Annotated in this window: 23 protein-coding genes and 2 riboswitches; of the genes, 4 read left to right on the top strand and 19 right to left on the bottom strand. The window is 37.9% G+C overall.

The window, feature by feature from the left end; translation table 11 throughout:
- Window positions 1-4: 4 nt before the first annotated feature.
- The 6 genes from aroF to G7Y65_RS06645 all read right to left on the bottom strand — a co-directional run bounded on the left by aroF (window position 5) and on the right by G7Y65_RS06645 (window position 5,476).
- Window positions 5-991: a 3-deoxy-7-phosphoheptulonate synthase gene (gene aroF / locus G7Y65_RS06670; RefSeq protein ID WP_147161737.1), complete on the bottom strand. Its 987-nt coding sequence runs from the start codon at window positions 989-991 to the stop codon at window positions 5-7.
- A gap of 1 nt (window position 992) precedes the next feature.
- Complete coding sequence (gene aroE, locus G7Y65_RS06665) at window positions 993-1,805, bottom strand: shikimate dehydrogenase (RefSeq protein WP_042492826.1); 813 nt, start codon at window positions 1,803-1,805, stop codon at window positions 993-995.
- 105 nt (window positions 1,806-1,910) lie between these two features.
- Complete coding sequence (locus tag G7Y65_RS06660) at window positions 1,911-2,588, bottom strand: VIT1/CCC1 transporter family protein (protein ID WP_165314745.1); 678 nt, start codon at window positions 2,586-2,588, stop codon at window positions 1,911-1,913.
- Between the two features lie 4 nt (window positions 2,589-2,592).
- Window positions 2,593-3,273, bottom strand: a complete 681-nt coding sequence (locus G7Y65_RS06655) for a VIT1/CCC1 transporter family protein (protein WP_042492824.1) — start codon at window positions 3,271-3,273, stop codon at window positions 2,593-2,595.
- A 171-nt stretch (window positions 3,274-3,444) separates the two neighbouring features.
- A complete protein-coding gene (locus G7Y65_RS06650) occupies window positions 3,445-4,059 on the bottom strand; it encodes an ECF transporter S component (protein ID WP_137600694.1) in 615 nt (204 codons plus the stop codon).
- Between the two features lie 229 nt (window positions 4,060-4,288).
- On the bottom strand, window positions 4,289-5,476 hold the full coding sequence (locus G7Y65_RS06645) for an aminotransferase class I/II-fold pyridoxal phosphate-dependent enzyme (protein ID WP_042492821.1): 1,188 nt from the start codon (window positions 5,474-5,476) through the stop codon (window positions 4,289-4,291).
- Between the two features lie 197 nt (window positions 5,477-5,673).
- Here G7Y65_RS06645 and G7Y65_RS06640 point away from each other — a divergent pair, with 197 nt between their 5' ends.
- Window positions 5,674-6,411 carry a M15 family metallopeptidase gene (locus tag G7Y65_RS06640; RefSeq protein ID WP_150189980.1) on the top strand — a complete coding sequence of 246 codons (738 nt, stop codon included), beginning with the start codon at window positions 5,674-5,676 and terminating at the stop codon, window positions 6,409-6,411.
- Window positions 6,412-6,537: 126 nt separating this feature from the next.
- On the opposite strand, the gene G7Y65_RS06635 is transcribed toward G7Y65_RS06640, so the two are convergent.
- From G7Y65_RS06635 to alr, 8 genes are all read right to left on the bottom strand, one after another.
- Window positions 6,538-7,602 (bottom strand): aspartate-semialdehyde dehydrogenase, encoded by a 1,065-nt coding sequence (locus G7Y65_RS06635; protein WP_137600696.1) that lies wholly within the window; start codon window positions 7,600-7,602, stop codon window positions 6,538-6,540.
- A gap of 88 nt (window positions 7,603-7,690) precedes the next feature.
- Window positions 7,691-8,875, bottom strand: a complete 1,185-nt coding sequence (locus G7Y65_RS06630; protein ID WP_137600697.1) for an aminotransferase class I/II-fold pyridoxal phosphate-dependent enzyme — start codon at window positions 8,873-8,875, stop codon at window positions 7,691-7,693.
- Between the two features lie 42 nt (window positions 8,876-8,917).
- Window positions 8,918-9,658: a 4-hydroxy-tetrahydrodipicolinate reductase gene (dapB, locus tag G7Y65_RS06625; protein ID WP_147161735.1), complete on the bottom strand. Its 741-nt coding sequence runs from the start codon at window positions 9,656-9,658 to the stop codon at window positions 8,918-8,920.
- Window positions 9,659-9,663: 5 nt separating this feature from the next.
- A complete protein-coding gene (gene dapA / locus G7Y65_RS06620; protein WP_042492816.1) occupies window positions 9,664-10,539 on the bottom strand; it encodes a 4-hydroxy-tetrahydrodipicolinate synthase in 876 nt (291 codons plus the stop codon).
- A 14-nt stretch (window positions 10,540-10,553) separates the two neighbouring features.
- Window positions 10,554-11,705 carry an N-acetyldiaminopimelate deacetylase gene (locus tag G7Y65_RS06615; RefSeq protein ID WP_137600699.1) on the bottom strand — a complete coding sequence of 384 codons (1,152 nt, stop codon included), beginning with the start codon at window positions 11,703-11,705 and terminating at the stop codon, window positions 10,554-10,556.
- 18 nt (window positions 11,706-11,723) lie between these two features.
- Complete coding sequence (gene dapD, locus G7Y65_RS06610) at window positions 11,724-12,434, bottom strand: 2,3,4,5-tetrahydropyridine-2,6-dicarboxylate N-acetyltransferase (RefSeq protein ID WP_137600700.1); 711 nt, start codon at window positions 12,432-12,434, stop codon at window positions 11,724-11,726.
- A 26-nt stretch (window positions 12,435-12,460) separates the two neighbouring features.
- On the bottom strand, window positions 12,461-13,747 hold the full coding sequence (gene lysA / locus G7Y65_RS06605) for a diaminopimelate decarboxylase (protein ID WP_141926617.1): 1,287 nt from the start codon (window positions 13,745-13,747) through the stop codon (window positions 12,461-12,463).
- A 12-nt stretch (window positions 13,748-13,759) separates the two neighbouring features.
- Window positions 13,760-14,875, bottom strand: a complete 1,116-nt coding sequence (gene alr, locus G7Y65_RS06600) for an alanine racemase (protein ID WP_165314744.1) — start codon at window positions 14,873-14,875, stop codon at window positions 13,760-13,762.
- Window positions 14,876-14,966: 91 nt separating this feature from the next.
- Window positions 14,967-15,138: riboswitch (Lysine riboswitch) on the bottom strand.
- Window positions 15,139-15,245: 107 nt separating this feature from the next.
- On the opposite strand from alr, the gene G7Y65_RS06595 reads away from it, so the two are divergent.
- Entirely contained in the window at window positions 15,246-16,601 is a 1,356-nt protein-coding gene (locus G7Y65_RS06595) for an aspartate kinase (RefSeq protein ID WP_137600703.1), read from the top strand.
- Window positions 16,602-16,707: 106 nt separating this feature from the next.
- Here the strand turns inward: G7Y65_RS06595 and G7Y65_RS06590 are convergent, their stop codons facing one another.
- Together G7Y65_RS06590 and rbsR are read right to left on the bottom strand one after the other, a co-directional pair.
- Window positions 16,708-17,730, bottom strand: coding sequence for a DUF3114 domain-containing protein (locus G7Y65_RS06590; protein WP_042492808.1), 1,023 nt, complete (start codon window positions 17,728-17,730; stop codon window positions 16,708-16,710).
- Between the two features lie 39 nt (window positions 17,731-17,769).
- Window positions 17,770-18,762 (bottom strand): ribose utilization transcriptional repressor RbsR, encoded by a 993-nt coding sequence (gene rbsR, locus G7Y65_RS06585; RefSeq protein WP_042492807.1) that lies wholly within the window; start codon window positions 18,760-18,762, stop codon window positions 17,770-17,772.
- A 206-nt stretch (window positions 18,763-18,968) separates the two neighbouring features.
- Window positions 18,969-19,062, top strand: a riboswitch (THF riboswitch).
- Between the two features lie 39 nt (window positions 19,063-19,101).
- Here rbsR and G7Y65_RS06580 point away from each other — a divergent pair.
- Window positions 19,102-19,641, top strand: coding sequence for a folate family ECF transporter S component (locus G7Y65_RS06580; protein ID WP_042492806.1), 540 nt, complete (start codon window positions 19,102-19,104; stop codon window positions 19,639-19,641).
- Between the two features lie 170 nt (window positions 19,642-19,811).
- On the opposite strand, the gene G7Y65_RS06575 is transcribed toward G7Y65_RS06580, so the two are convergent.
- Entirely contained in the window at window positions 19,812-20,126 is a 315-nt protein-coding gene (locus tag G7Y65_RS06575) for a hypothetical protein (protein WP_042492805.1), read from the bottom strand.
- A 181-nt stretch (window positions 20,127-20,307) separates the two neighbouring features.
- Here G7Y65_RS06575 and G7Y65_RS06570 point away from each other — a divergent pair, with 181 nt between their 5' ends.
- On the top strand, window positions 20,308-20,964 hold the full coding sequence (locus G7Y65_RS06570; protein WP_042492804.1) for a metal-dependent transcriptional regulator: 657 nt from the start codon (window positions 20,308-20,310) through the stop codon (window positions 20,962-20,964).
- A gap of 126 nt (window positions 20,965-21,090) precedes the next feature.
- Here the strand turns inward: G7Y65_RS06570 and G7Y65_RS06565 are convergent, their stop codons facing one another.
- Both G7Y65_RS06565 and G7Y65_RS06560 read right to left on the bottom strand, forming a co-directional pair.
- Window positions 21,091-21,726, bottom strand: a complete 636-nt coding sequence (locus G7Y65_RS06565) for a redox-sensing transcriptional repressor Rex (protein ID WP_042492803.1) — start codon at window positions 21,724-21,726, stop codon at window positions 21,091-21,093.
- A gap of 179 nt (window positions 21,727-21,905) precedes the next feature.
- The gene (locus tag G7Y65_RS06560; protein WP_165314743.1) at window positions 21,906-23,243 is read right to left on the bottom strand and encodes a DEAD/DEAH box helicase; all 1,338 of its coding nucleotides are present in this window, start codon (window positions 23,241-23,243) and stop codon (window positions 21,906-21,908) included.
- Window positions 23,244-23,260: the final 17 nt, after the last annotated feature.

Below are 23,260 nucleotides of genomic sequence, written 5' to 3'. Positions count from 1 at the left end.
GATTTTACCTCACTATGTCGTGAATGGCTTGGGCTTTCTCAAATAAACTAACCATTTGTTCTGGTGTTAACGCTTGTTTACCATCAACCAATGCTTTTGTTGGTTGATCATGAATTTCAATCATCAAACCCTGAGCACCAGCTGCAACGGCTGCCAAACCAGTTGCTGTCACATGTTCAGCAACTCCAGCAGCATGTGATGGATCCGCTAAAATAGGCAAATGTGTCAACTCTCTTAATACTGGAATCACACTAACATCCATTGTATTCCGTAAATATTTTTGATCAAAACTACGAATACCACGTTCCATCAGCATAATTTGCGTATTTCCCTCTGAGGCAATATATTCAGCTGCACTTAACCATTCATCGACTGTGGCGCTCATGCCTCGCTTTAATAATACGGGTTTGTCCTGTTGACCAACTGCTTTTAGTAACGCAAAATTTTGCATATTACGCGTACCTATTTGGAATATATCTGTGTACTGACCAACTAAATCAACATCAGCAGGACTCATAACTTCTGTCATCATATCCATTCCTAAAGCATCTGCAGCTATTCGATGCCACTTAAGCCCTTGTTCACCTAATCCCTGGAAACTATATGGATTAGTTCGTGGTTTATATGAACCACCGCGTAAAATAGTGGCACCAGCTGCTTTAGCAGATTTTCCCATTGCTAAAACATGTTCAGCTGATTCAATAGCATCAGGTCCCGCAATTAAATTAAAATTATCGCCACCAATTTGACTATGAGCCGTTTGAATCATGGTATCATCGGGATGAAATGTTCGACTAACCTGCATTGCTGCTGGATGTTCAGCAATTATTTCAATAACATCATCTTGATTAATGAACGATAACGCTGCACTATTTTTAATATCAGCAAAACCAACGCGATTTTCAAAGCGATAAACATGGTTTAATTGGAAGCTCTTAGCTTGTGTTACGACAGTCTGTGCTGCTTGTTTATCTTTCATTACAATAATCATTTTAATTTCTTCTTTCTTTTGAAATCGCCGCCAACATACGTTGTTGATCAGGGAATATACCCGTCCAAGCGGCAAAACTTAATGCCCCTTGCCCGGCTAACATAGCTAGTCCATCCGTTGCTGCTCGATTAGCTTGTTTGGCTGCTGCCACAAAAGGTGTATCGTCTGTCTTATAAATAATATCAACGACTTTTGCTTGCCGAGGTGTTAAAGAAAATTGTTGCGGTGATAACAGTGACGGTTCACCATTCATCCCCACACTTGTTGCATTCACAATTAGATCAGCTGTTGGCAGGTACTGTGTAATGGTTGCCAAGTCGTGCAATGGTTCTTGCATAAAGTGCGCTAGAGCATCTGCCTTAGCAACAAATTTTTCATTCATACGATTGAATACATGCACTTGTGTCGTTTTCGGGGCACTTGCAATAATTGCTTGCGCTGCACCACCTGTCCCAATAATAATCGTCTGTTTAGGTACTTGCTTTATTGTCGTCCAAAATCCCTGTCCATCAGTTGTATCACCAAATAAACGACCATCACTAATGGTAATCGTGTTAACCACACCAAGCCGTTTAGATAAATCCGATAGTTCATCCATATAAGGCACAACTGCCTGCTTAAATGGCATCGTAACATTTAGTCCTTTGATACCTTTAGCAACTAATTGTGGTAATGCTGTTGCTAAATTTTGCGGTGCAATAGGAAATAATTGATAATTTGCATCAATCCTTGCCAGACGAAATGCTTGGTTTTGCATCACTGGTGATTTTGAATGTTCAACCGGATAACCAATTAAGCCATAATAATCTGTCATTAATCTCTCCGGGAATTTTATATTTTTAACAAGCAAAAAAGAGACTAACAAGAAGTAGTCTCTTTTTTGTTACTAAACTCTTCTCAACTAATAAGTTTACTAAAATCAGAAGAGCATTCCAATACCGTAATGAATTGCAATTGTTATTAAGCCAATAATAATATTACGAATAATAGCCCGTTTAGGCAGACCTTGTCCTAATTTAGCACTTAAAAAGCCAGTTAAAGCAACCGCAATAATTGTTGCCCCAATCGTTGCTAAAAACTGCCACTTTAAGGGTGCTAAATACATTGCCGCAAGCGGTAACATCCCACCTAAGCTGGCACAGATTAGTGAAGAAAATGCTGCTGACCAAGGGCTAACGTAATGGCCCAATGTCATGTCATATTTCACTTTTAAAATCGTCTCTAGCGGAATTTTATGCATCAACTCACGGGCAATTTTATGGGCCGTTATTTCAGTTAATCCTTGATCGTAATAAAATTGATAAATGTCTTGCTGTACTTGCTCAGGTTGTGATTTGATGCGCCTTTTTTCATCTACAACCACAACTTTTTGTGCATCTGATTGTGAACTAACCGAAGCATATTCCCCTGATGACATTGATAAGGCGCATGCTAATAAATCCGCTAGGCCGGCCAATAAGATTGTAAATTGATTGGTCGTTGCAGCGCCTACTGAAAAAAGCACCCCAACTACTGTTAAAATACCATCATTTGACCCCAAAACGCCTGCTCGAATTGTGTTCAATTTTTCTGACATGATGCTTGCTTTTTTTGTCATAATACTAAGCTCCTATCAATGAACCAATTAAATAAGTAATAATCATCGTAAAAACCCCTGCCATAATATTACGGATAGTCGCTTTTTGTTCATCTGCGCCTGATAAACGAGCCGCCATAAATCCAGTAATTCCTAGAGCAATTAAAACAGCAATACCTGTTGCCATAATACGTATGTGCTCAGGTAATAAGGTAATCGCCAACATTGGCAACAATGAGCCCAGCGGAAAAGCAATCATTGAGGCAACCGCAGCCGATACAGCTGATATTTCATGATGTTGTGAAAAGCCATAACGTTCTTTAATTGTTGTTCCTAAAGGATCTTGATTCATTAATTCAGTCGTGGCAGTCAACGCTAATTCTTTAGAAATGCCTTGTTGCATATAGCGTTCTTTTACAAAATTAAATTCTTCTTGATATCTATCTTGTAGAGCTGATTTTTGCTGTATGATTGCCTTCTTTTGGGCATCATTTTCTGAGTGCACGGATACATATTCACCCATGGCCATGGAAACCGTTCCTGCTAAAGCCCCTGCAAATCCAGCAATAAATATTGCAAAGGAGCTTGTCGTTGCCCCTGCAACGCCAATAACGATACCAGATACAGATAAAATACCATCATTAGCGCCCATTACCGCAGCTCGAATAATATTATTTTTTTGTGCTAAATCTTGTTTTGTTTTCATGCGATAGCCTCCTCCCAATAATCTTAATTATACACGTTAAAAAATCAAAAATGTTTTTGACTTAAAGTAAGAGTTTTTGCAAAACAAAAAATACTCCCATAAATCAGACAAAATAAAAATTCGTTTATAACCACACGGATTATAAACGAATTTTAAAGACAATTCAGCTGTTTAGAGTTGCCTCTTCATATAAGTTAAAACTGGCATACCAATCAATGGCACTAAAATAGCACCAACAATTATTTCAAAAATACCGTTAAAACCAGCAATTGAAACAATCAACCACTGCGCTAAATTAGTATGAGGAATACCCGTAAATGACGTATCCATTATTGTAAAACTAATCCAAGTAATCGCTAATACTAAGGTCGTATTAATCAAGGCAGATAGTCCACCTAAGATACTTAACCAAATACCTTGCTGTTTAAAATCACGTTGTTGCACAAATCGATGATACAAATAACCAATCAAAAAGCCAACCATTATTCGTGGCACGAGTGCCGTAACCGGATTACGAAAAATTAAAGCACCAATACTCGGTACGCTTGACCAGGCGTGCCACAGTGAATATGCGCCCCATACAAATCCTAATAAGGCCCCGCCTTTTGGTCCTAAAACCATGCTACCAATTGCGACTGTATAGGTAATAATTGTAACAGCTGCGCCAATGGCAAACGCCCCTAATGGTAAAGTGCCTAACCAAGGGACAATTGATTGTAATAAAACAATCCCAATGAATAAGGCAGTTAAAACAAGTTGTCTACTTTTATTCATACGCGGTTGCATCAGTGTTCCTCCAAATTTATTGTTTATGTTTATAAAATATTCATTAATTATCATACAACAAATGTTTGAAATTATTACACAAAATCTTTTAAATTGTTTAAAAAAGCAATTATATGGTCAAAAAAATAGCCTTTCAAACTAAAAAATAGTAAAGACCTGATTAATAGGCGTTTACTACTTTTTAAACGTATATCAGCAAGCAATAAGCTACATACGGTTTTTTAATATTTTATTGATTTGCACGTTTCTTATCAAAATAAATATTCATACGGCGAATTGCTTCTTTTAAATCTTCATCCGATGCGGCATATGAAATACGAATATATTCTGGTGTATATTCAGAAAAAGCAGCCCCTGGAATGACAGCAACGTGTCCATTTTCAGCTAAATCTAACGCAAAAACTTCACTGTCTTGATTCATGTCAGCTGGAATCTTAGCAAAGATATAAAAAGCACCTTCTGCCGGTACAACTTCAAAACCAAGTGCTTCTAATTGCGGTACCATCCAATCACGTCGCTTTTTGTAAATATCGCGCATTCCCTCAGCAACATTAGCTGATTTTGTTAAAGCAACGGTTGCACCATCTTGGATAAACTTAGGTAAGGCGAACGTTAGCGCCTCATGTACCTTTTGTGCCTGATCAACAAAGGCTTTATCAGCAATAATAAAGCCAATACGATACCCTGTCATCGCATGTGACTTTGATAAACCAGTCATTAAAATTGATTGTTCTGGCAAAAGACTAACCATTGAAACATGCTCTTGATCATATGTTAATTGTGCATAAATCTCATCAGAAATCACCCATAAATGGTACTTTTTAAAGACATCTGCAAGCGCTTCCAACTCCTCGCGTGTGTACGTAACACCAGTTGGATTAACTGGATAATTAAACAAAACCGCTTTAATATTAACATCAGATTCTTCAACAGTTTGCGCAACTAATTCTGGTGTTAATTTAAAATTAGTTGGTCGTGTATTAACGGCAATTTTTTGACCATGTGCCAAATCTAAAGACGCTGTATACGGTGCGTATGCTGGTTCAGGAATCATTAAGCCTTCGTTTTCATTTAGTAAAGTCATAAAAATCACATTGATAGCTTCTGATGCGCCCACAGTTACAATGACATTCGTTTCATCATCAAATGGTAAATCATAGCGTGAACTATAATACGCTGCTGCTGCTTGACGTAAATCACGTTCCCCTTGCGCATCAGCATAGTGTGAATTATTATTGGCAATTGATGACATGACAGCTTCTTTGATATTTTCATCAACATCAAACCCCGGTTCGCCAAATGTTAAACGTAACAAATCTGGTATGTCACGCACTTGTTTTTGAAAACCTGTTAACCCATCAGGTGCTAGATTCGTGATTTTGGCATTCAACGGTTGTACAAATTCATTTTGCGTCATTTTCATTCACTCACATTTCTATTTATTTTTTAATTTAATATCACAGTGATTATTAAATTTAAAGTCCATTTTACTATCTTTTTCTACTCTAACACAACTAGTAAATCAGTTTATTATACTAAATTCATGATAAAATAATCATATACCATTCTCATAAAACAATGTTTTTTTAATCATTAAACTAAAGGAGGCTTAAAATGTTAGATTTTACTGACACGCCAATTGAAGCACCCATTCAAAATTGGGACTGGGCACCTATTAAAGAAGTGCCAATTACAGAAAATAACGAGCCCTTAGTTTCATTAAGTTATTTACCTGAAAAGATGATTGTTAGCCCACAGTATTTTATCCAAAATTTACCTGGTACCTACCCTGAACTATTTGCTCGGGCACATGTACAAGAAAAATTAATTGAAGCAGCGCGTAGACTACCTTACGGCTATAAATTTGTTGTGTTTGATACGTGGCGAAGTATTCCCACCCAACAAGCCTTATTTGATCAAATGAAATTATTTGTTAAGCGTGACCATCCGACTTATTCTGACGAAGAAATTCAACAAGCAGCTTTACGGATTGTCGCCTTACCTTCTACTGATGAAAAGAAACCTTCACCGCACAACACTGGGGGCTCGGTTGATTTATCAATCATTGATGAAAAAGGACGTCTATTAGATATGGGTAGTCCCTTTGATGATATAAGTCTTCGTGCCAAGACGACTTATTATGAAGTAGATGATACTTCTGAAAAATATGAGGAAGCACGCCGTAACCGACGTTTGCTTTATCATATTATGATTCAATCTGGCTTTACTAACTATACTGAAGAATGGTGGCATTTTGACTATGGTAACCAAAATTGGGCAAAATTAAGTCATCAAGATCACGCCTTATATGGTGCTACTAAACCAGTATTCCCTTGGGTAAAAACGTATTAATTATATTAATAATTTGTCATATACATTCTAAATATCAAGATTAAAAAACAACAAACTGCTAGATGTCGTTTGTTGTTTTTTAATTTTATGCATATTAATTATGGGATATTTATTGCTAATCCAAATTTATGCTTGGCTATGAATTAAATCACGCTTTGCTAATTCTTCAGCAATTTGAACCGTATTCCAAGCCGCCCCTTTTAAAAGATTGTCAGAAACAACCCACATATTAAAGCTACCTGGATTTTCAACATCCGCCCGCACACGACCCACAAATGTTTCACGCTTATTCACGGCGTTTAACGGTTGCGGGTAGATTTGATGTGCTGGATCATCTTCCAAAACAACACCTGGTGCGGTTGCCAAAAGTCGTTGTACATCTGCGCGTGTTGCAGATTCATCAGCGACAGTAACATAAACCGACTCACCATGACCAACTGGTACTGGTACACGAACCGCCGTTGCTGTTACCTTAACTTTAGTTGATGTTGGATCACCAAACATAATTTTCTTGGTTTCTTGCATCATTTTTTGTTCTTCATACGTATAACCGTCATCTTGGAACGTATCAATTTGGGGTAACAAATTAAAGGCTAACGGATAATGTTTTACATCACCCTTGGTTGGTAAAATATCAGCTGTTTGGGTTTCACCATTTAAATGTTGTTGTGCTTGTTGTAATAATTCGTCCCAAGCGCGCTGCCCTGCTCCTGAAGCAGCCTGATATGTCGAAACAATCACTTGTTTTAGACCATAAGCTTTACGTAGTGGTTCTAATGCAACAACCATTTGAATTGTTGAACAATTAGGATTAGCAATAATGCCATGATGATCAGCTAATGCATCTGCATTAACTTCAGGTACAATTAATGGTACATTGGGATTCATGCGCCAATGTGATGAATTATCAACAGCAACAGCCCCACGTTTGACAGCTTCGGGTAACAATTCTCCTGCAAGGCGTCCACCTGCTGATGCCAATACTAAATCTACCCCGTCAAATGATGCTGGTTTCGCTTCTTCAATTGGAATAACTTGTCCTTTAAATTGCCGCATTTGACCAACCGAACGTGCTGATGCTAACAATTTCAATGATTTTACTGGAATTGTTGATTGTTCTAACTGTGCTAAAATACGCGTACCAACTGCACCAGTTGCACCTAAAATTGCAACATGATATCCTTCATTCATCTTCTTTCCCCCTCATGTGATTGGTTCTAACCAAAAATTTGCTACATTAAAAGCACAATGCTGAAAAATCCAGTTGTGCTTGCAATGATTATTTATTTTTTAGTTCAACATAATGTTGCAAACGTGTCATAGCTGTTTGCAAATTTTCTGTTGAAGCTGCATATGAAATACGAATATACCCTTCACCACCAGCACCAAAAATTGAACCAGGTGCGATTCCTAGTTTGACAGTTTCTGCTAAGTCATAAACAAATTCCAAATCATTAGTATTTAACGATGCTGGAATTTTTGCAAAGATATAAAAAGCGCCACCTGGTTGTGCAGCAGTGAAACCGGCCTTAGCTAAACCTGCTAAGACCAAATCACGCCGCTTTTGATAAACTTCTCGCATCGCAACAGGATCTTCACGTCCGTTGCGTAAGGCTTCAATAGCACCAGCCATCATTGGCCCCGGGGCAGTTGCTACCATTGATTGATGCGCTTTACCTACCTGAGCCATTAATGCTGCTGGCCCAACTACGTACCCAATTCGATAACCTGTCATGGCATGTGATTTTGATAAACCGCTAATCAAAATCGTCTGTTCTGGTAATAGTTTAGCCATTGATGTGTGTTTTTCATCATAAACAAGTTCTGCATAAATTTCATCAGAAATAACTAACAGGTTATGCTCACGCAAAATGTCAGCTAAGGCCGCTAACTGTGCAGCTGAATAGGTTACACCCGTTGGATTTGATGGATAATTCAATAAAATTGCTTTTGCATTAGGATGCTCTGCGATTGTTGCCGTTAACTTTGCTGGTGTCACAATAAAATCAGGTGCTGTATTTAAACCAATTACTTCAATATGATTCATTTTTGCAACTGATTCATAAAGCGGAAATGTTGGCGTGGGAACAATTAATTCGTCTCCAGGATTAAATAATGCCTGAAAAGTCGCATTGATGGCTTCAGCGGCACCCACAGTAACGCTAATTTCAGATTGTGGCTGATATTTTGGTGTATCAAATCGCTCTGTCAAATAATCTGAAATGGCTTCACGCAATGCCATTACACCTTGTGATGGTGAATAGTGCGAATCATCAGCTGCAACGTCAGCAATAATTGCTTGCTTGATATGTTCAGGAGCTGAAAAATCAGGTTCACCCAATGTTAACTTTAAAATGCCGTCTATTTTTGAAAACTTATCATCAACCACCCGAATTGGTGATGGGACAATCTTAGCCAATGTTTTATTGAATTGGCTAACCAACGCTTCACTCACTTCAACCATCTTTACTTCTCCTTGGCTTATCCGCCCACATTCTTTTATTTATTATAATACCTTGTCTAATCCTGTTTGTAATCCTTTAACAGTATTCACACGGCGAATGGCTAATGCAACGCCACCCATGAATGATTCACGCGTAAATGACGTTTGTTTAATACGCAACGTTTCACCTGGTGCACCAAATATCACTTCTTCTTCCGCAACATACCCTGGTAAACGCATTGCATGAACTGAAACGCCATCTATTTCATCTCCACGCGCTGTATCAGCATGATCAGTTGAAACAGGTGTTTGTATTCTAGCTTTTGCAATTGCTTGCGCTGTTGCACGGGCCGTTCCTGAAGGGGCATCCACTTTTTTTGGATTATGAATTTCTAAAATTTCAGCATCTGGTAAATATTTAGCAGCTTGGGCTGCAAATTGCATTAACAAAACTCCCGATAACGAGAAGTTGGGTACAATCAATCCTGTTTGACCATTCGCTTCACTAAGCTTTGCTAATTGATCAATTTGATCTGCTTGTAAACCACTAGTCCCAACCACTAAATTAAAACCATGTTGCAGGGCATATTTTCCATTATCAAAGGCGGCATCTGGCTGTGACACATCTACCCATACATCAGCCGCAACGTCAATATCAGCCAAATTTGTAAAAACTGGCACATGACTTTGACGTGGTGTACGCGTCAAAATACCAACAAGTTCTAAATCTGTTTGTGTCGTTATTAATTGTTGAATAGCTTGTCCCATTTTGCCGAAGCCACCAGCTAAAAATACAGTTATCATGTGTTCTATCCCTTTCGCTCAAGCTTCTCTAAAACATCTTGCGTCTCAACATCATCTAATGGCAAAATTGGCAAACGGGTCACATTTTGTAATTCCCCTTGATGCGCCAAAACGGCTTTGACAGGTGCTGGGGATGGATAACTAAATAAAGCAAGCATCTTAGGGGTCAACCAACGCTGTATTTCACCTGCTTTAACAATATCACCCGCAGCCAATGCCGCAAATAAATCTGTCATTTCCTTACTATATAGATGTGCAGCCACTGAAATTGTTCCAGCTGCACCAACCGCTTTGGCAGCTAATGTTTGTGAATCTTCACCTGTATAAATTTTAAAATCTGCCGGCGCATTTGCCACCAAATATGCCAAATCATCAATACTCGTCACTTGTTTAACTGCGTTAATATTTGGATGTTTTGCTAATTGCAAGACACTTTCATTCGTCAGCCCAACAACTGATCGTCCAGGAATGTTATAGATCATAACCGGCACGGTTGCAGCATCGGCAATTGCTGTAAAATGAGCAATCATGCCTTTTTGATTGGGCTTACTATAATACGGCGTTACAGCCAAAACAGCATCAATTCCCGCAATACCACTGACTTCTTTAGCAAAAGCAACTGAATTCGCAGTATTATAATCACCAACATTGGCAATTACCGGACCAAAATCCCCTACTTTAGCCGCAAAATAAGCATATAGAGAAATCTTTTCATCATGTGATAAGGTTGGCGCTTCACCTGTCGTACCGCCAATCACAAAACCTTGTGTACCTTCAGCAATTAAACGACCCGTTAAAGAATCTAAAGCCGGATAATCAATGGTATTTTCTTGCGTAAATGGCGTAATAATTGCCGTAATTAACGAAATATTTTCATACATTTTATTCACACTTTCTATTGTTGCATTCGCCAATTCAAAAACTTCGTAATTGCTCTAATACCTGGTTCAATAGCTGATTCATCAGGTGCTAAATGACTATCATGTAAACCATGCTCAGCATCACCAACTCCTAACCAAAACATTGTACCTGGAATTTGATTAATTAAATAACCGAAATCTTCACCTGTCATTGCCGGTTGTGACACTACAAAATCAATTTCTTTATCTTCTTGCATAAATTGCATAAAATTTGTTGTCGTTTTTGAATCATTATTCACCGGCCAATAGCCACCTTGGTTTAATTCAAGGTCAAATGTAACACTATACATAGCCGCAGTACTTTGTGCAATCTCACGCACACGTTGCTGCATCATTTCTAAATCAGCTTGCTCAAACGCACGAATTGTTCCCGCTAATTTGGCTTCATTAGGAATAACATTACCAATCGTACCAGCCTGTAATTTACCAATCGTGATGACCCCACCACGAACTGGATTCACATTACGTGAAACAATTGTTTGTAGTGCCATCACAAATGAGGATGCTGCAACAATCACATCTTGCGCTTGGTGTGGAAATGCTGCATGACCGCCACGCCCTTTAATCGTTAAGTGAATTTCGGTAGTACCTGCAAATAATGTTCCTTGCCGTGTCGCAATTTGCCCAGCCGGCATTGCTGGTTGATCATGCAATGCATAGAATTCATCAGGCCGCCACTCATTCACAAATGTTCCCAACTCATATAATTGTTTGCCCCCTGCTTGTTCTTCTTCAGCCGGTTGAAACAAAAAAATCAGATTATCGACAGGTTGATGTGTTGCAAAATATGCTAACACACCTAATGCAACCGTCATATGAATATCATGACCACATGCATGCATCACCCCAGGATTCTTTGACGCATATGCTAAATCAGTTTCTTCATTAATCGGTAGCGCATCAATATCCGCTCGATAGCCAATGGTTCTTGTTGGCTTGCTACCCGTTAACCGAACCAACAAGGCTGTCGGTACAGCTGGAATTTCGCGAATCGTTAACCATGATGATTGCCACGACAAAATAATTTCTTTGAGATATGCTTGTGTTTTAAACTCCGCCATTGATAATTCCGGATAGGCATGTAAATGACGGCGAATCGCTATTAAATCTAGATCAGCTATAGCCATTACTCCTCCTCCTTTGATTTACAATGAGCGCAATGCATCAACTAATGCCGTTTTTGCTTGTGTCTTTTCATCAATTTGTTTAATAACCTTGGCTGGAACACCTGCAACAACAGTATTAGCCGGCACATCCTTGGTAACAATCGCACCTGCTGCAATAACGGCATTGTCACCAACCTGTACACCCTCAATCACAACAGCATTTGCCCCAATTAAAACATTATCACCAATCGTTACTGGTGTGGCTGAAGCAGGCTCAACAACGCCTGCCAAAACGGCTCCAGCACCAACGTGACTATGAGCACCAACGATTGCGCGGCCACCTAAGACCGCGCCCATATCAATCATAGTCCCCGCACCAATTTCAGCACCAATATTAATCACAGCCCCCATCATAATGACAGCATTATGACCAATCGCAACTTGATCACGAATAATGGCACCTGGTTCAATACGAGCAGAAATATTTTCATAATCCAACAAAGGTACCCCACTATTACGGGCCAACAATTCAACATGATAGTCAACAATCTTATCGCCAGCAGACTCAATAACTGGTTTAATTTCTTCAAAATCACCAATCACAACACCTGTCTTTGTTTCAATAAATGATTGTACCGTTTCTGGCCAGATAATCTGAGTCAAATCGCCTGCTAACGTAACTCGGGCTGGTGTTTTTTTAGGGGCAGTGGCAATGTAATTAATAATTTCTTGTGCATCTAGATTATTCATATTTTCTTCTCCCAAAGCGTTCTTTTTTAGTGATAATGCTTATCCAAACGTAGCATATCAGCATACGTTTCACGTTCAACAACTAATTGATCCTGGCCATCCTCAACAAAGACAACAGCAGGTCGTGGATTACGGTTATAATTTGAAGCCATTGAATAGCCATATGCACCAGTTGCTAGCACAGCTAAGATGTCGCCTGGCTTCGTTTGTGGCAAAGCTTGTTCCCAGACTAACACATCCCCAGATTCACAATACTTGCCAGCTACTCGGACAACCTGATCAGAAGGTGCCTGTGGATTATTAGCTAATACGGCTTCGTACTTTGCTTCATATAAAGCTGGGCGAATGTTATCACCCATACCACCATCAACAGATAGATAACTCCGAATGCCTGGCACATCTTTTCTTGCACCAATTGTATATAAATTATAACCAGCAGGCCCAACAATGGCCCGCCCTGGTTCAATCCAAATCGTTGGCATTGCCATCCCATATGCAGCAGTTTTTTCAGTAATCGTATCAATAATGGCTTCAACAAATTCAGTTGCAGGTAATGGTTCGTCTTCCTTCGTATAACGGATACCAAAACCGCCACCTGTATTGATAACTTGTGGTTCAAAGCCCCATTCGTGGACCAAGTCAACCAGCTTAGCAGCAGCCATTTGAAAACCTGTCACGTCAAATATTTGTGAACCAATATGAGCTGAAACTCCCAAAACATTCAAATAAGGATCAGCTAATGTTTGTTCTAGCGCTGCTTGTGCTTGGCCACTATTAACATCAAAACCAAATTTACTATCAGTTTGTCCGGTTGAAATGTAATCATGTGTATGTGCTTCAACACCTGGTGTAATCCGCAATAACACATTTTGCTTTTTATTACGTTCGACTAATAGTTCATGTAATAGATTAATTTCATAAAAGTTATCAAGAATAATGGTCCCTAAATCATGATCAATCGCCATACTTAATTCTTCAACAGATTTATTATTACCATTGAAAGAAACGTGTGCCATGGGAAAGTTAGCAGCCAAGGCCGTTTGAATTTCACCACCAGAAACAACATCTAAATGAATGTCTTCTTGAGCAGCAACCTCATACATCGCCACATTCGCAAATGCTTTCGAAGCATATGAAACAGCATAATCTATGTGCCGATTAATGAACACGGTCTTAAATGCACGCATTTGATTACGAATGCTATTGACATCGTACACATACAATGGTGTTTGATATTTTTGTGCTAATAATGTAGCGGATAGCCCCCCAATTGTTAGTTCACCAGCTTGATTCACTTGATATGGTACTGCCATAATTTTTCCCCTTTAATCTGCTATTACACGCAATAAGCGCTCTTGTAAGCCTGTTGCGACAACCCATGGCGCTAATCCCACATGCTGTGCAACATCTTCTAATGTATTTTCATATTGTCCTTGTTGACCAATAATTGTCACAACCGTTCCAACTGGTAATTCTTCTGGTAACGAAATCATCATCTGATCCATTGCTAAATTACCAACAATGGGAGCCTTTTGTCCATTGATTAACACTTCGAATCCTTTTAATGATCGTGGTAATCCGTCGGCGTAGCCAATAGGTAAAGTCCCAATCCATTCACCCTCTTGCGTATGGTATGTATGTCCATAACTAATGGCAGCATTGGCTGGCATTTTTTTCACATAAATCAGTTCTGTTTCTAGCGTCAATACCGGTCTTAAATAATCGTCAGCAAGTACTGTTCCTCTTGATGGTTCCATCCCATAAATAACCGTGCCAGCACGAATATAATCTGTGGGTAATTCATCTGCATGATATAACGCTGCTCCTGAGTTAGCCAGATGCACCATTGGTGGCATAGGTAACCTATCTGTTAAAGTATGCCAATTCGCTAACTGCTCATGAAAGTAATCATTGTTTACTGAATCTGCTTCAGCAAAATGCGTCATAATACTTTGATAATTAAATGGTGTTTTAGCGTCTTGAACGTATGTTATTGCTTGAGCTAATGCCTCACGTTTCCTAAAGCCAATGCGACCCATGCCGGTATCAACACCTAGATTAACTTGTAATTTGTTAGCCGTATGTTCAAGATTATGAGCTGCTAGTTTCAGCCAATCCAGATCACTTACGGTTGCGATTAAATCATTTTCAGCCATTATTTTAGCGTATTGAGGTAATGTAATGCCCAGAATTAAAATCGGTGCCGTAATGCCGGCTTGCCGTAATGCCAGTGCTTCATCTAACACAGCAACCGCCAGGCCATCAACACCACCTTTAATGGCTGCTTGAGCCATCGTTTGCAACCCAAAACCATAAGCATTGGCCTTCACTGCCAAAAACATAAACTTGGCACCACTTATTTTTCTAGTAACCGAAACATTATGCGTAATTGCTGATTGTGAAATTTTAATCCTAGTTGGTCTTGTTATTGCTACTACCATGTTGTAAACCTCTATTTTAATTTCTGACACAAAAAACCGGTCGACAGGCACTACTGCACTGTCAACCGGACATAAATTTATCCTATAAGACTGTGACAATAGCTCCCCGCTTATTAGCGACAGTCTAATAGTTATTAGCTATTATCCCAACAATCCAAATGGCACAATTTAAATTATTTCGGCAACCGCTCCTTTTACTTAGTTTCTTAACCTGTGCAGGCTCCACTAAGCGACTCTTATTGGTTGCAACCTCTATTAATCATTAACGTAACATTAGAATATATTAATTTTATTACTATGTCAACACTTGACATTAATCTTTTTTTCACTTTTAATTAGTGCCAATTAGAATTTTATTTGGAGGAGAAAAATGAAAGTCGTAAAATTTGGTGGTTCATCTCTCGCAACCGGTGAACAAGTTCAAAAGGTTTTTAATATTATCCAAGCCGATGAGGACCGTAAAGTCATTGTTGTATCAGCACCTGGAAAGCGTTTTTCTGGTGATATTAAAGTCACTGACTTATTAAAAACTTATGCTGACCAAACCATCGCTGGGGATGACACAACCAATATTGTATTAACAATATTGGACCGTTACCAAGCTATTGCCGATTTTTTTGGATTAAAAGAAAATAAGATTATTCCGCAAATAAAGCAAACATTATTACAATTAAACCGCGTTCACTACCCTTCATTTGACCACTTATACGCTGCTTTCATGGGGCATGGTGAATTACTTAATGCACAATTAATTGCTTATATTTTACAAGAAATTGGCCAACCTGCGGGTTTTATTTCTCCTACTGATTTGGGGATGATTGTGGCAGGTTCTCCAAGAGCTGCTCGCTTAGATGCAGCGAGTTATGAACGTATGCACAATTTCCAATATAATCCTGATAAATTATTAATTGTTCCTGGTTTTATTGCCTATACCAATGACGGTTATGCCGCAACTTTTAGTCGTGGCGGTTCTGACATTACAGGAGCAATCTTGGCCCGTGGGCTACAAGCTGATTTATATGAAAATTTCACTGACGTTTCAGCCATTTATGCTGTCAATCCCAGTATTGTCCCACATCCAAAATCGATTGAAAAAATGACATATCGAGAGATGCGTGAATTATCATACGCCGGGTTTGCCGTTTTTCATGATGAAGCCATCATTCCTGTTATCGAAGCGAATATACCAATTAACGTCAAAAATACTAATGATCCAACAGCACCCGGTACACTAATTGTGCCTAATCAAGCAATAACACCCACTTATCCTGTAACTGGTATTGCCAATGATGATCGATTTGCAGCATTATATTTACATCGTTATTTGCTTAATCGTGAAGTTGGTTTTACATTAAAAATATTACAAATTCTTGCATCATATAACGTCAGTTATGAACATATGCCTTCTGGAATTGATGATATGACAATTATATTTGATAAATCACAATTAACCCCCACTATCAAAGCCCACATTAGTCATGATTTATATCAAACAATTGCACCTGATGAATTAGAATGGCTTGATGATTATGCTATTATTATGATTGTTGGCGAGGGGATGCAAAGAAATATTAGTACCCTTAACAAAATTACAGATGCATTAGCTCAAGCTAACATTAATCTTCCAATGGTTAATCAAGGTGCTTCTCAGATTTCAACAATGTTAGGTGTCCCTGTTGACCAAATGAACGAGGCTGTTAAAGTCATTTATGAAGCCGTTTTTTAAGCCGCCATTTTATAAAATGCCAGCAAATAGACATCTTTCATCTAAAAAAGTCGTAAATTACCAATAATTTTGGTAATTTACGACTTTTTAAATATATGATGGTTTATTAAAATTTACTTTTAGCATAATTACGTAAAGCTGATTCTAAACCAGCATGCCGATTAGCTGGTTTGACATCTAGTGATTGATGAATTTGGCCACCCGCATTGGCATAATTAGTTGATTCTGTATTCGCAATCATTTGTAATTCAGATAATGAATAATCTGCTTGTACTTCAGAGAACACTAACGCACCACTTTTTGTGACCGTTTGATGTTCTTCAAGCGCTGTCCACATTGATATAATGGCACCTTCGGCATTAAAAATTAGTTCCAAATGGTAACCTGGCATGGCCATTTTGACATTACTATTATCAGCGACACCACGATTATGAAAATTAGCCTTTGGATATGAAACTGGCGTACCCGTTAACTGTACTATTTTTTCAGCAACATCAGCTTGTGTCAACTGTTCACGTTTTATTAAATCAACCACTGGTTTACTTAAATAATAACGTAATTGATTATCAATCACTTTATCTAATTGATGACTTGTTTCATATTTAGAACGAATCCCGTTCCAAGTATGATGCTTTAAACGCATCATAAAAGCAACTTGTTTAACAAATTCTAAATAGTCTTCAAATTCAGCCATATTTTCGATATGCAAGTAATACAAGTCAGCATTTTTATTTTCAAATCTAGTTGGCCAATGTCCTAATTTTGTCATTTTAACAAAGTTTTCTGAGCTAACTGTCATCCCCAAAAGCGCATATAGCATTTCTAAACGATCTGTTGCTGGCACACCACCACGGTGGAATCCGGCAACATACATCTTGGTAAATAGATTAGAACCAACACGATGTGCTTCAAGCCATGCTTTTGATAAGATAGCTTGCATGGTTTCATCACTTAATTGTTCATCATTAAAAATTTCATCAACATACGCTGCAATTGATTTAGGTAGCCAACCATCATTCATAAGATGCGTTGTTTGCGTTGATAAAGTTGCTGTCATTAACGTCCGACGCTTATCCACCCCATTCGGTGACTTTATTAACTCTCGCGTTCGTTTAAACAATCCTGTCATTACAAAATGACCTCCTCGCTACAAATAGCTTACCATATTTTACATTAAAGATGCAGTTGATGAACGTATAACTAATGTTGTATCAAAGGCCGTTACTTGACGTGCCATATCTGGTTGTTTAATACGTTCTATGACTGTTTTTATTGCTGCTTTAACAACTAATTCAACTGGTTGTTGAACTGTTGTTAACGCTGGCGTGAAGAATTCAGCATAATCTGTATCATCATAGCCAACGACAGATATATCTTCTGGTACTCGAATGCCATGTGCATTTAAACCTGATATTAAGCCAACTGCTAATTCATCATTGAGCGCAAAAGCTGCCGTCGCCTGTGTAATTGAGACTGCCATTGCAGCTGCCCGACCAGCATGCTTTGTTAGATTACGCGTCGTCACTTCACTTACTTTTGCACCTGCAGCTAACATGGTTTCTTTAAAAGATGCTGTTCGGTAAAGTAAATTATCGGTATATAGTTGATTTCCTAATAGCACCACATGTTTATGACCTAATGATATTAGATGCTGCGCTACTAGACGCCCCCCTATTTTATCTGAGGCATAAACAGCATCAGCATCAGATAATTCATCATGGTTTTCTAATACTACTAGCGCAATTCCCCGTTTTTTCAAACTTTGCGCAATGGCAACTGGTTGTGTCAGTTGACTAACAACAATAATCCCGTGAGCGCCTGAATTAACCAGTGTTTCAATCGCTTGATCAGCAGCTCCCCGATCAGCCGTCATAATTGATAATGACGTATTTTCAGGTAAATGTTCTTGCATTTTTTGAACAATATTCCCAAAAAATTGTATCTGTAAACTAGGTACTACCACACCAATCAGCATGTTAGCACCTCGTTTTAAACTGCGTGCGCTGGCATTCGGCACATAACCTATTTCATCGCGCGCAGCCAGTACTTTAGCCTTCGTTTTTTCAGAAAAACGCCCGCCCTTACCATTTAATACTTGTGAAACAGTAGCAATAGATACACCAGCTAAACTGGCTACATCTCTAATTGACACTTTTCCCATTTAAACACCTCTATTCCATTAATCAAATTGTAACGTGACTAGCCATTCTTTTACAATTAAAAACAATGGATTATTTTTAAATTTAGCTAATATATATTAAAACATTTTACCAACATTTAAACGATTTAAAAACCTTTTTAACTTGTTTATTTAAAATACTTGTTTACTTTAACCAGAAGAACAGTATAATATACTCTTGTAAGTCACTCAGGGTAGATTAAGATGCGTCAAGTGCTGTGGAAACGGAATGTGGGCCACAGACGAAGGATTTTCCGCGATATCTTAATCACATTCACTGCAATAAGTGAAACCCTCCAATTTAAAAGGAGGTGTTTTCAAATGAAAACATTATCATATGGATTACCACAATTACGCACAAAGCAACTCGCTATGCTGGGCATTTTGATGGCATTACAACTTGTCATTAGCCGTTTTTCATTGGGGACTGCAACAATCAAAGTTGGGTTTACTTTCTTGATTGTTGGGATCATCGCTAAATGGTACGGGCCATATTGGGGGATGTTAGTTGCCACATTTATGGACGTTATTAGTAGCTTAATGAATGGTTACGGTTATTTTTGGGGATTCACGATTTCAGCTATCATCGCAGCTGGTATCTATGGCTTTTCGTTTTATAATCGTCAAACTATTTCCATCCTTCGTGTTGTAGTAACTGTTTTCTTCGTATTACTTATCGTCAATGTGATTCTCAATACATTATGGGTCACATTAATTGGTAATATTCATAATATGCAAACTATCATGTCTCTACTGTGGTTACGTATTATCAAACAAATTGTCTTTTGGCCAATTCAGAGTATCCTATTGTTTTTATTACTTAATAATAAAACAATTGAAACGCTCCATAAAAAAATCTAATACGAAAATATTTAGGATAGCTATAGGTATCCTAGTTTAGAAAAGCAGTAAATTCACCAATTTATTTTTGGTAAATTTACTGCTTTTTCATATGTTTTAAAAAATATTTATCCCATGATAATCATCAAAATTACTAATTATAGAAATTAGAAATAGTTTTTAACCTATTATTAGTAACTTCGATGCACGGTGAATCCAGCATGACAACACGCCGCTTCAAATGAACTTGCAAATTTATTACGCACAGCTGGTGTTGCAAATACCAATTTGGTTTCAGTATAAATATCACCACAACCAATCCGATAAACACAACTGTCATATACTTGGCCAACAAATATTTCAGGCTGACATGTTAACGTATTTTCTAATGAATTAACTAATTGCTCAACCATATGATCCGGAATATCTCGTGTATTCTTCAGTAAATGATGAATGCTTGCACAGCCTGTTGACTTATGATGATAACTTGTTTTAATTTCTGGCATGATTAACCTCCACTTATTTTACCAACAACTTATACCTATTAACTTCTATATTTTTATCATAACTAATCATTTTTGTTTTTTCAAGCATATAAAAATATTCATACTCGAAAAGAATATTACTGGAGATTTATGGTATAATTAACCCTATTAATCAATATACAAAACGAGGAATTTTTACACTATGACCGAATCCATTTCGAAAACACAGTATCTACAGACTATATTGGAATTAAGTGGCGGCGATGAATCAACCAAAATTTCAAATAACCAAATTGCTGAACACTTAAATGTTACACCTTCATCCGTATCAAATATGCTGGCAAAATTACAAGAAGCCGGTGAAGTTAATGTCGTGCCTTATTATGGTGTTACTCTAACAAAACCTGGTCGTGAAACTGCCCTACGTTTAATTCGTTCACACCGATTAATAGAAACTTTTGGTGCGACTAAACTTGGATTATCAATTTCTGAAGCACACTCAAACGCCGATAACCTAGATCACGATGCTGACGATCAATTCATTAATGCCCTCGATAAATATTTAGGTTTCCCAAACCTAAGCCCACATGGTCTCGTTATCCCCGACATCAAACACCACTACTCACCTAAATCATTACGTTCATTACGTGAAGCTAGTGACGGTGAAACTGTTAAAATTAATAGTTTTACTGAAGACTTAGAACTCTTGCAATATACAGAGACACTTAAGTTAGGACTTAATACAGTTTGGACAATTAAAGAACGTCTACCATTTGACGGGCCATTAGTGCTAGTATCAAATGATACAACGTTACAAGTAACCCAACATGCAGCCGACTTCATTTATGTTAATGATTAACTAACAATTATAGACAAAAAGGACACTAAGCAACCATTTTTTAGATGGTTAGCTTAGTGTCCTTTTTATAACGCTGTTTATTAACATAATTGATAGTCTGCGTATATGCAACGTCACAGTTTTGGTTTATTTCTCACCAAAATTATTTATAAAATACAAAAGCGTTTGCAATTCGTTTGTTAAGTCCACGTTTTGTACACGAACGCTATTAGGTACATCTAAACGTAATGGCGTGAAATTTAAAATGCCACGAATACCAGCATTCGCTAAACGATTAGCAACATCTTGTGCCACATCTGCTGGTACTGTTACAATTGCAACATCAATACGTTGGTCCATAATTTGTTTTTCTAAATCAGCTAAACTATAAACTGGAATACCTGATTGAATGGTATTTATAATTTCTGGTTTAACATCAAATGCTGCTGCGATACGCGCATTAGAACTTTGATGAAAGTTAAAGTTTAATAATGCTTGTCCAAGATTTCCAACACCAACTAATGCAACTGAAGCCAACGTATCCTGATTTAAAATTTCACCAAAGAAATTCATCAAAGCTTCAACATCATAACCATACCCACGTTTACCTAATGCGCCAAAATAAGAAAAATCACGTCGAATTGTTGCAGCATCAAATTTTACCGCTTCAGATAATTCGTTTGATGAAACGCGAACAGTCCCAGAATCAAGCAACAAATTTAAATAACGATAGTAAATTGGCAATCGCTTTGCCGTTGCTTTAGGAATATCATGTTCAACCATTTGGTTCGACCTCTTTTTTCAAAATTTAACAAGTTTCACAAGCAAAAAATAACATTGTGAAACCAATACTACCTATTATCATAACATATGCAGTAATTTTTGTGAACTAAATAACAATTAATAATTCACAAATAAGCGTTATTTTGTAAGCGGTTTCTAAATATTGGTATATCTATCGGCTAGTGTTTTAGCTTTCCCTTATTCTTACGGTGCTTTCTTTTTGCATGCTTTTCTTTGGCTAATCGATCTTGTCGTGATACCGTTGGTTGCGTATTAACTGCCTTCTTAACCGTCTTTTTTGACTGCGTATTTTGAGTTGGTTCGTCATTATTTTTTGTATCGTTAACTACTTTACGAGCCTTATCACTAACTGTATTTTTAGTTTTAGAACCCTTATGTGCTTTATCTGCTGATGAAGTTAATGCCTTCGTTTTATGCGATACGATCGTTTTAACACCAGTAACTGTTTTAATATCAACAGCAACTAATTTCTTTAAATCACGCTGGTCATGATCATTACCAAATGAAATCACTAACCCTGCTTTACCCATACGGCCAGTACGACCAGCACGATGTGTATATGTTTCACCATCACGTGGCAAATCAAAATTAATAACTGCTGGTAAATCAGGAATATCCAAACCACGAGCAGCCACATCAGTCGTTAATAAGAATTTTGCTGTCCCCTTACGAAAATTATCCAACGATTTAGCACGTGTTGTACTGGAATCACCACGTACCAAAGTTGCCATTGCCACATGTTCATGGGCTAAGAAACTAGCTGTAATTTTTAGTTGCTTTGTCGTATTAAAAAATACCATTGCTTGGAAATGTTTTTGCGTTGCTAACTGACGTAAACGCTTTTGGCGTTGATCACGTGCTGTTGGCCAAAATTCATGCTTAATTGCTGTTGGAATTTCTACATGTCGCTGATCAATGCGTAAGAAATCTCGTTCAAAAAGACCACTCGCTTTTGTCTTATCAACTTCTGTTGCCCCAAACAAAGCAACTTGTACGTCTTCGTCTGCAATTGTATCCCAGATTTGATCAATTTGATTTGCTGTATCATCACGTAGTAATTCATCAGCTTCATCAAGAATCACCGTTCGTAAACGCTTTAACTTTAGTTTACCGTTACCAATGAGTTCGCTAACACGACCTGGTGTCCCAACCAAAATTTCAGGATGCTTTTTTAATCGATCTAATTGATGTTTAACATTAGCACCACCCGTTAATGATAATACCTTTAGTGACAAAATATTTGCCCAGTCACGCACAACTCTTGTTGTTTGCATGGCTAACTCTTGTGATGGCGCTAAAATTAATAATTGTTCACCATCATTTGGTACTATTTCTGGCAATAATGGCCATGTAAAAGCTAGTGTCTTACCAGTCCCAGTTGGTGCTAAAGCATCAATTGATTGTCCTTCTGCTAAAGGCTTAGCAACTGCCTCTTGTATCGGTGTTAAAGTTGTAAATCCAACACTTGTTAAACGTTCTTCAAAACGGGAATCCATGTTTTCTCCTTAATATC

It is taken from the genome of Weissella sagaensis (assembly GCF_010306265.1).
GTDB lineage: Bacteria > Bacillota > Bacilli > Lactobacillales > Lactobacillaceae > Weissella > Weissella sagaensis.
Note: the sequence above shows the minus strand (reverse complement) of the source record. Positions and strands in the feature narration are given on the sequence as shown.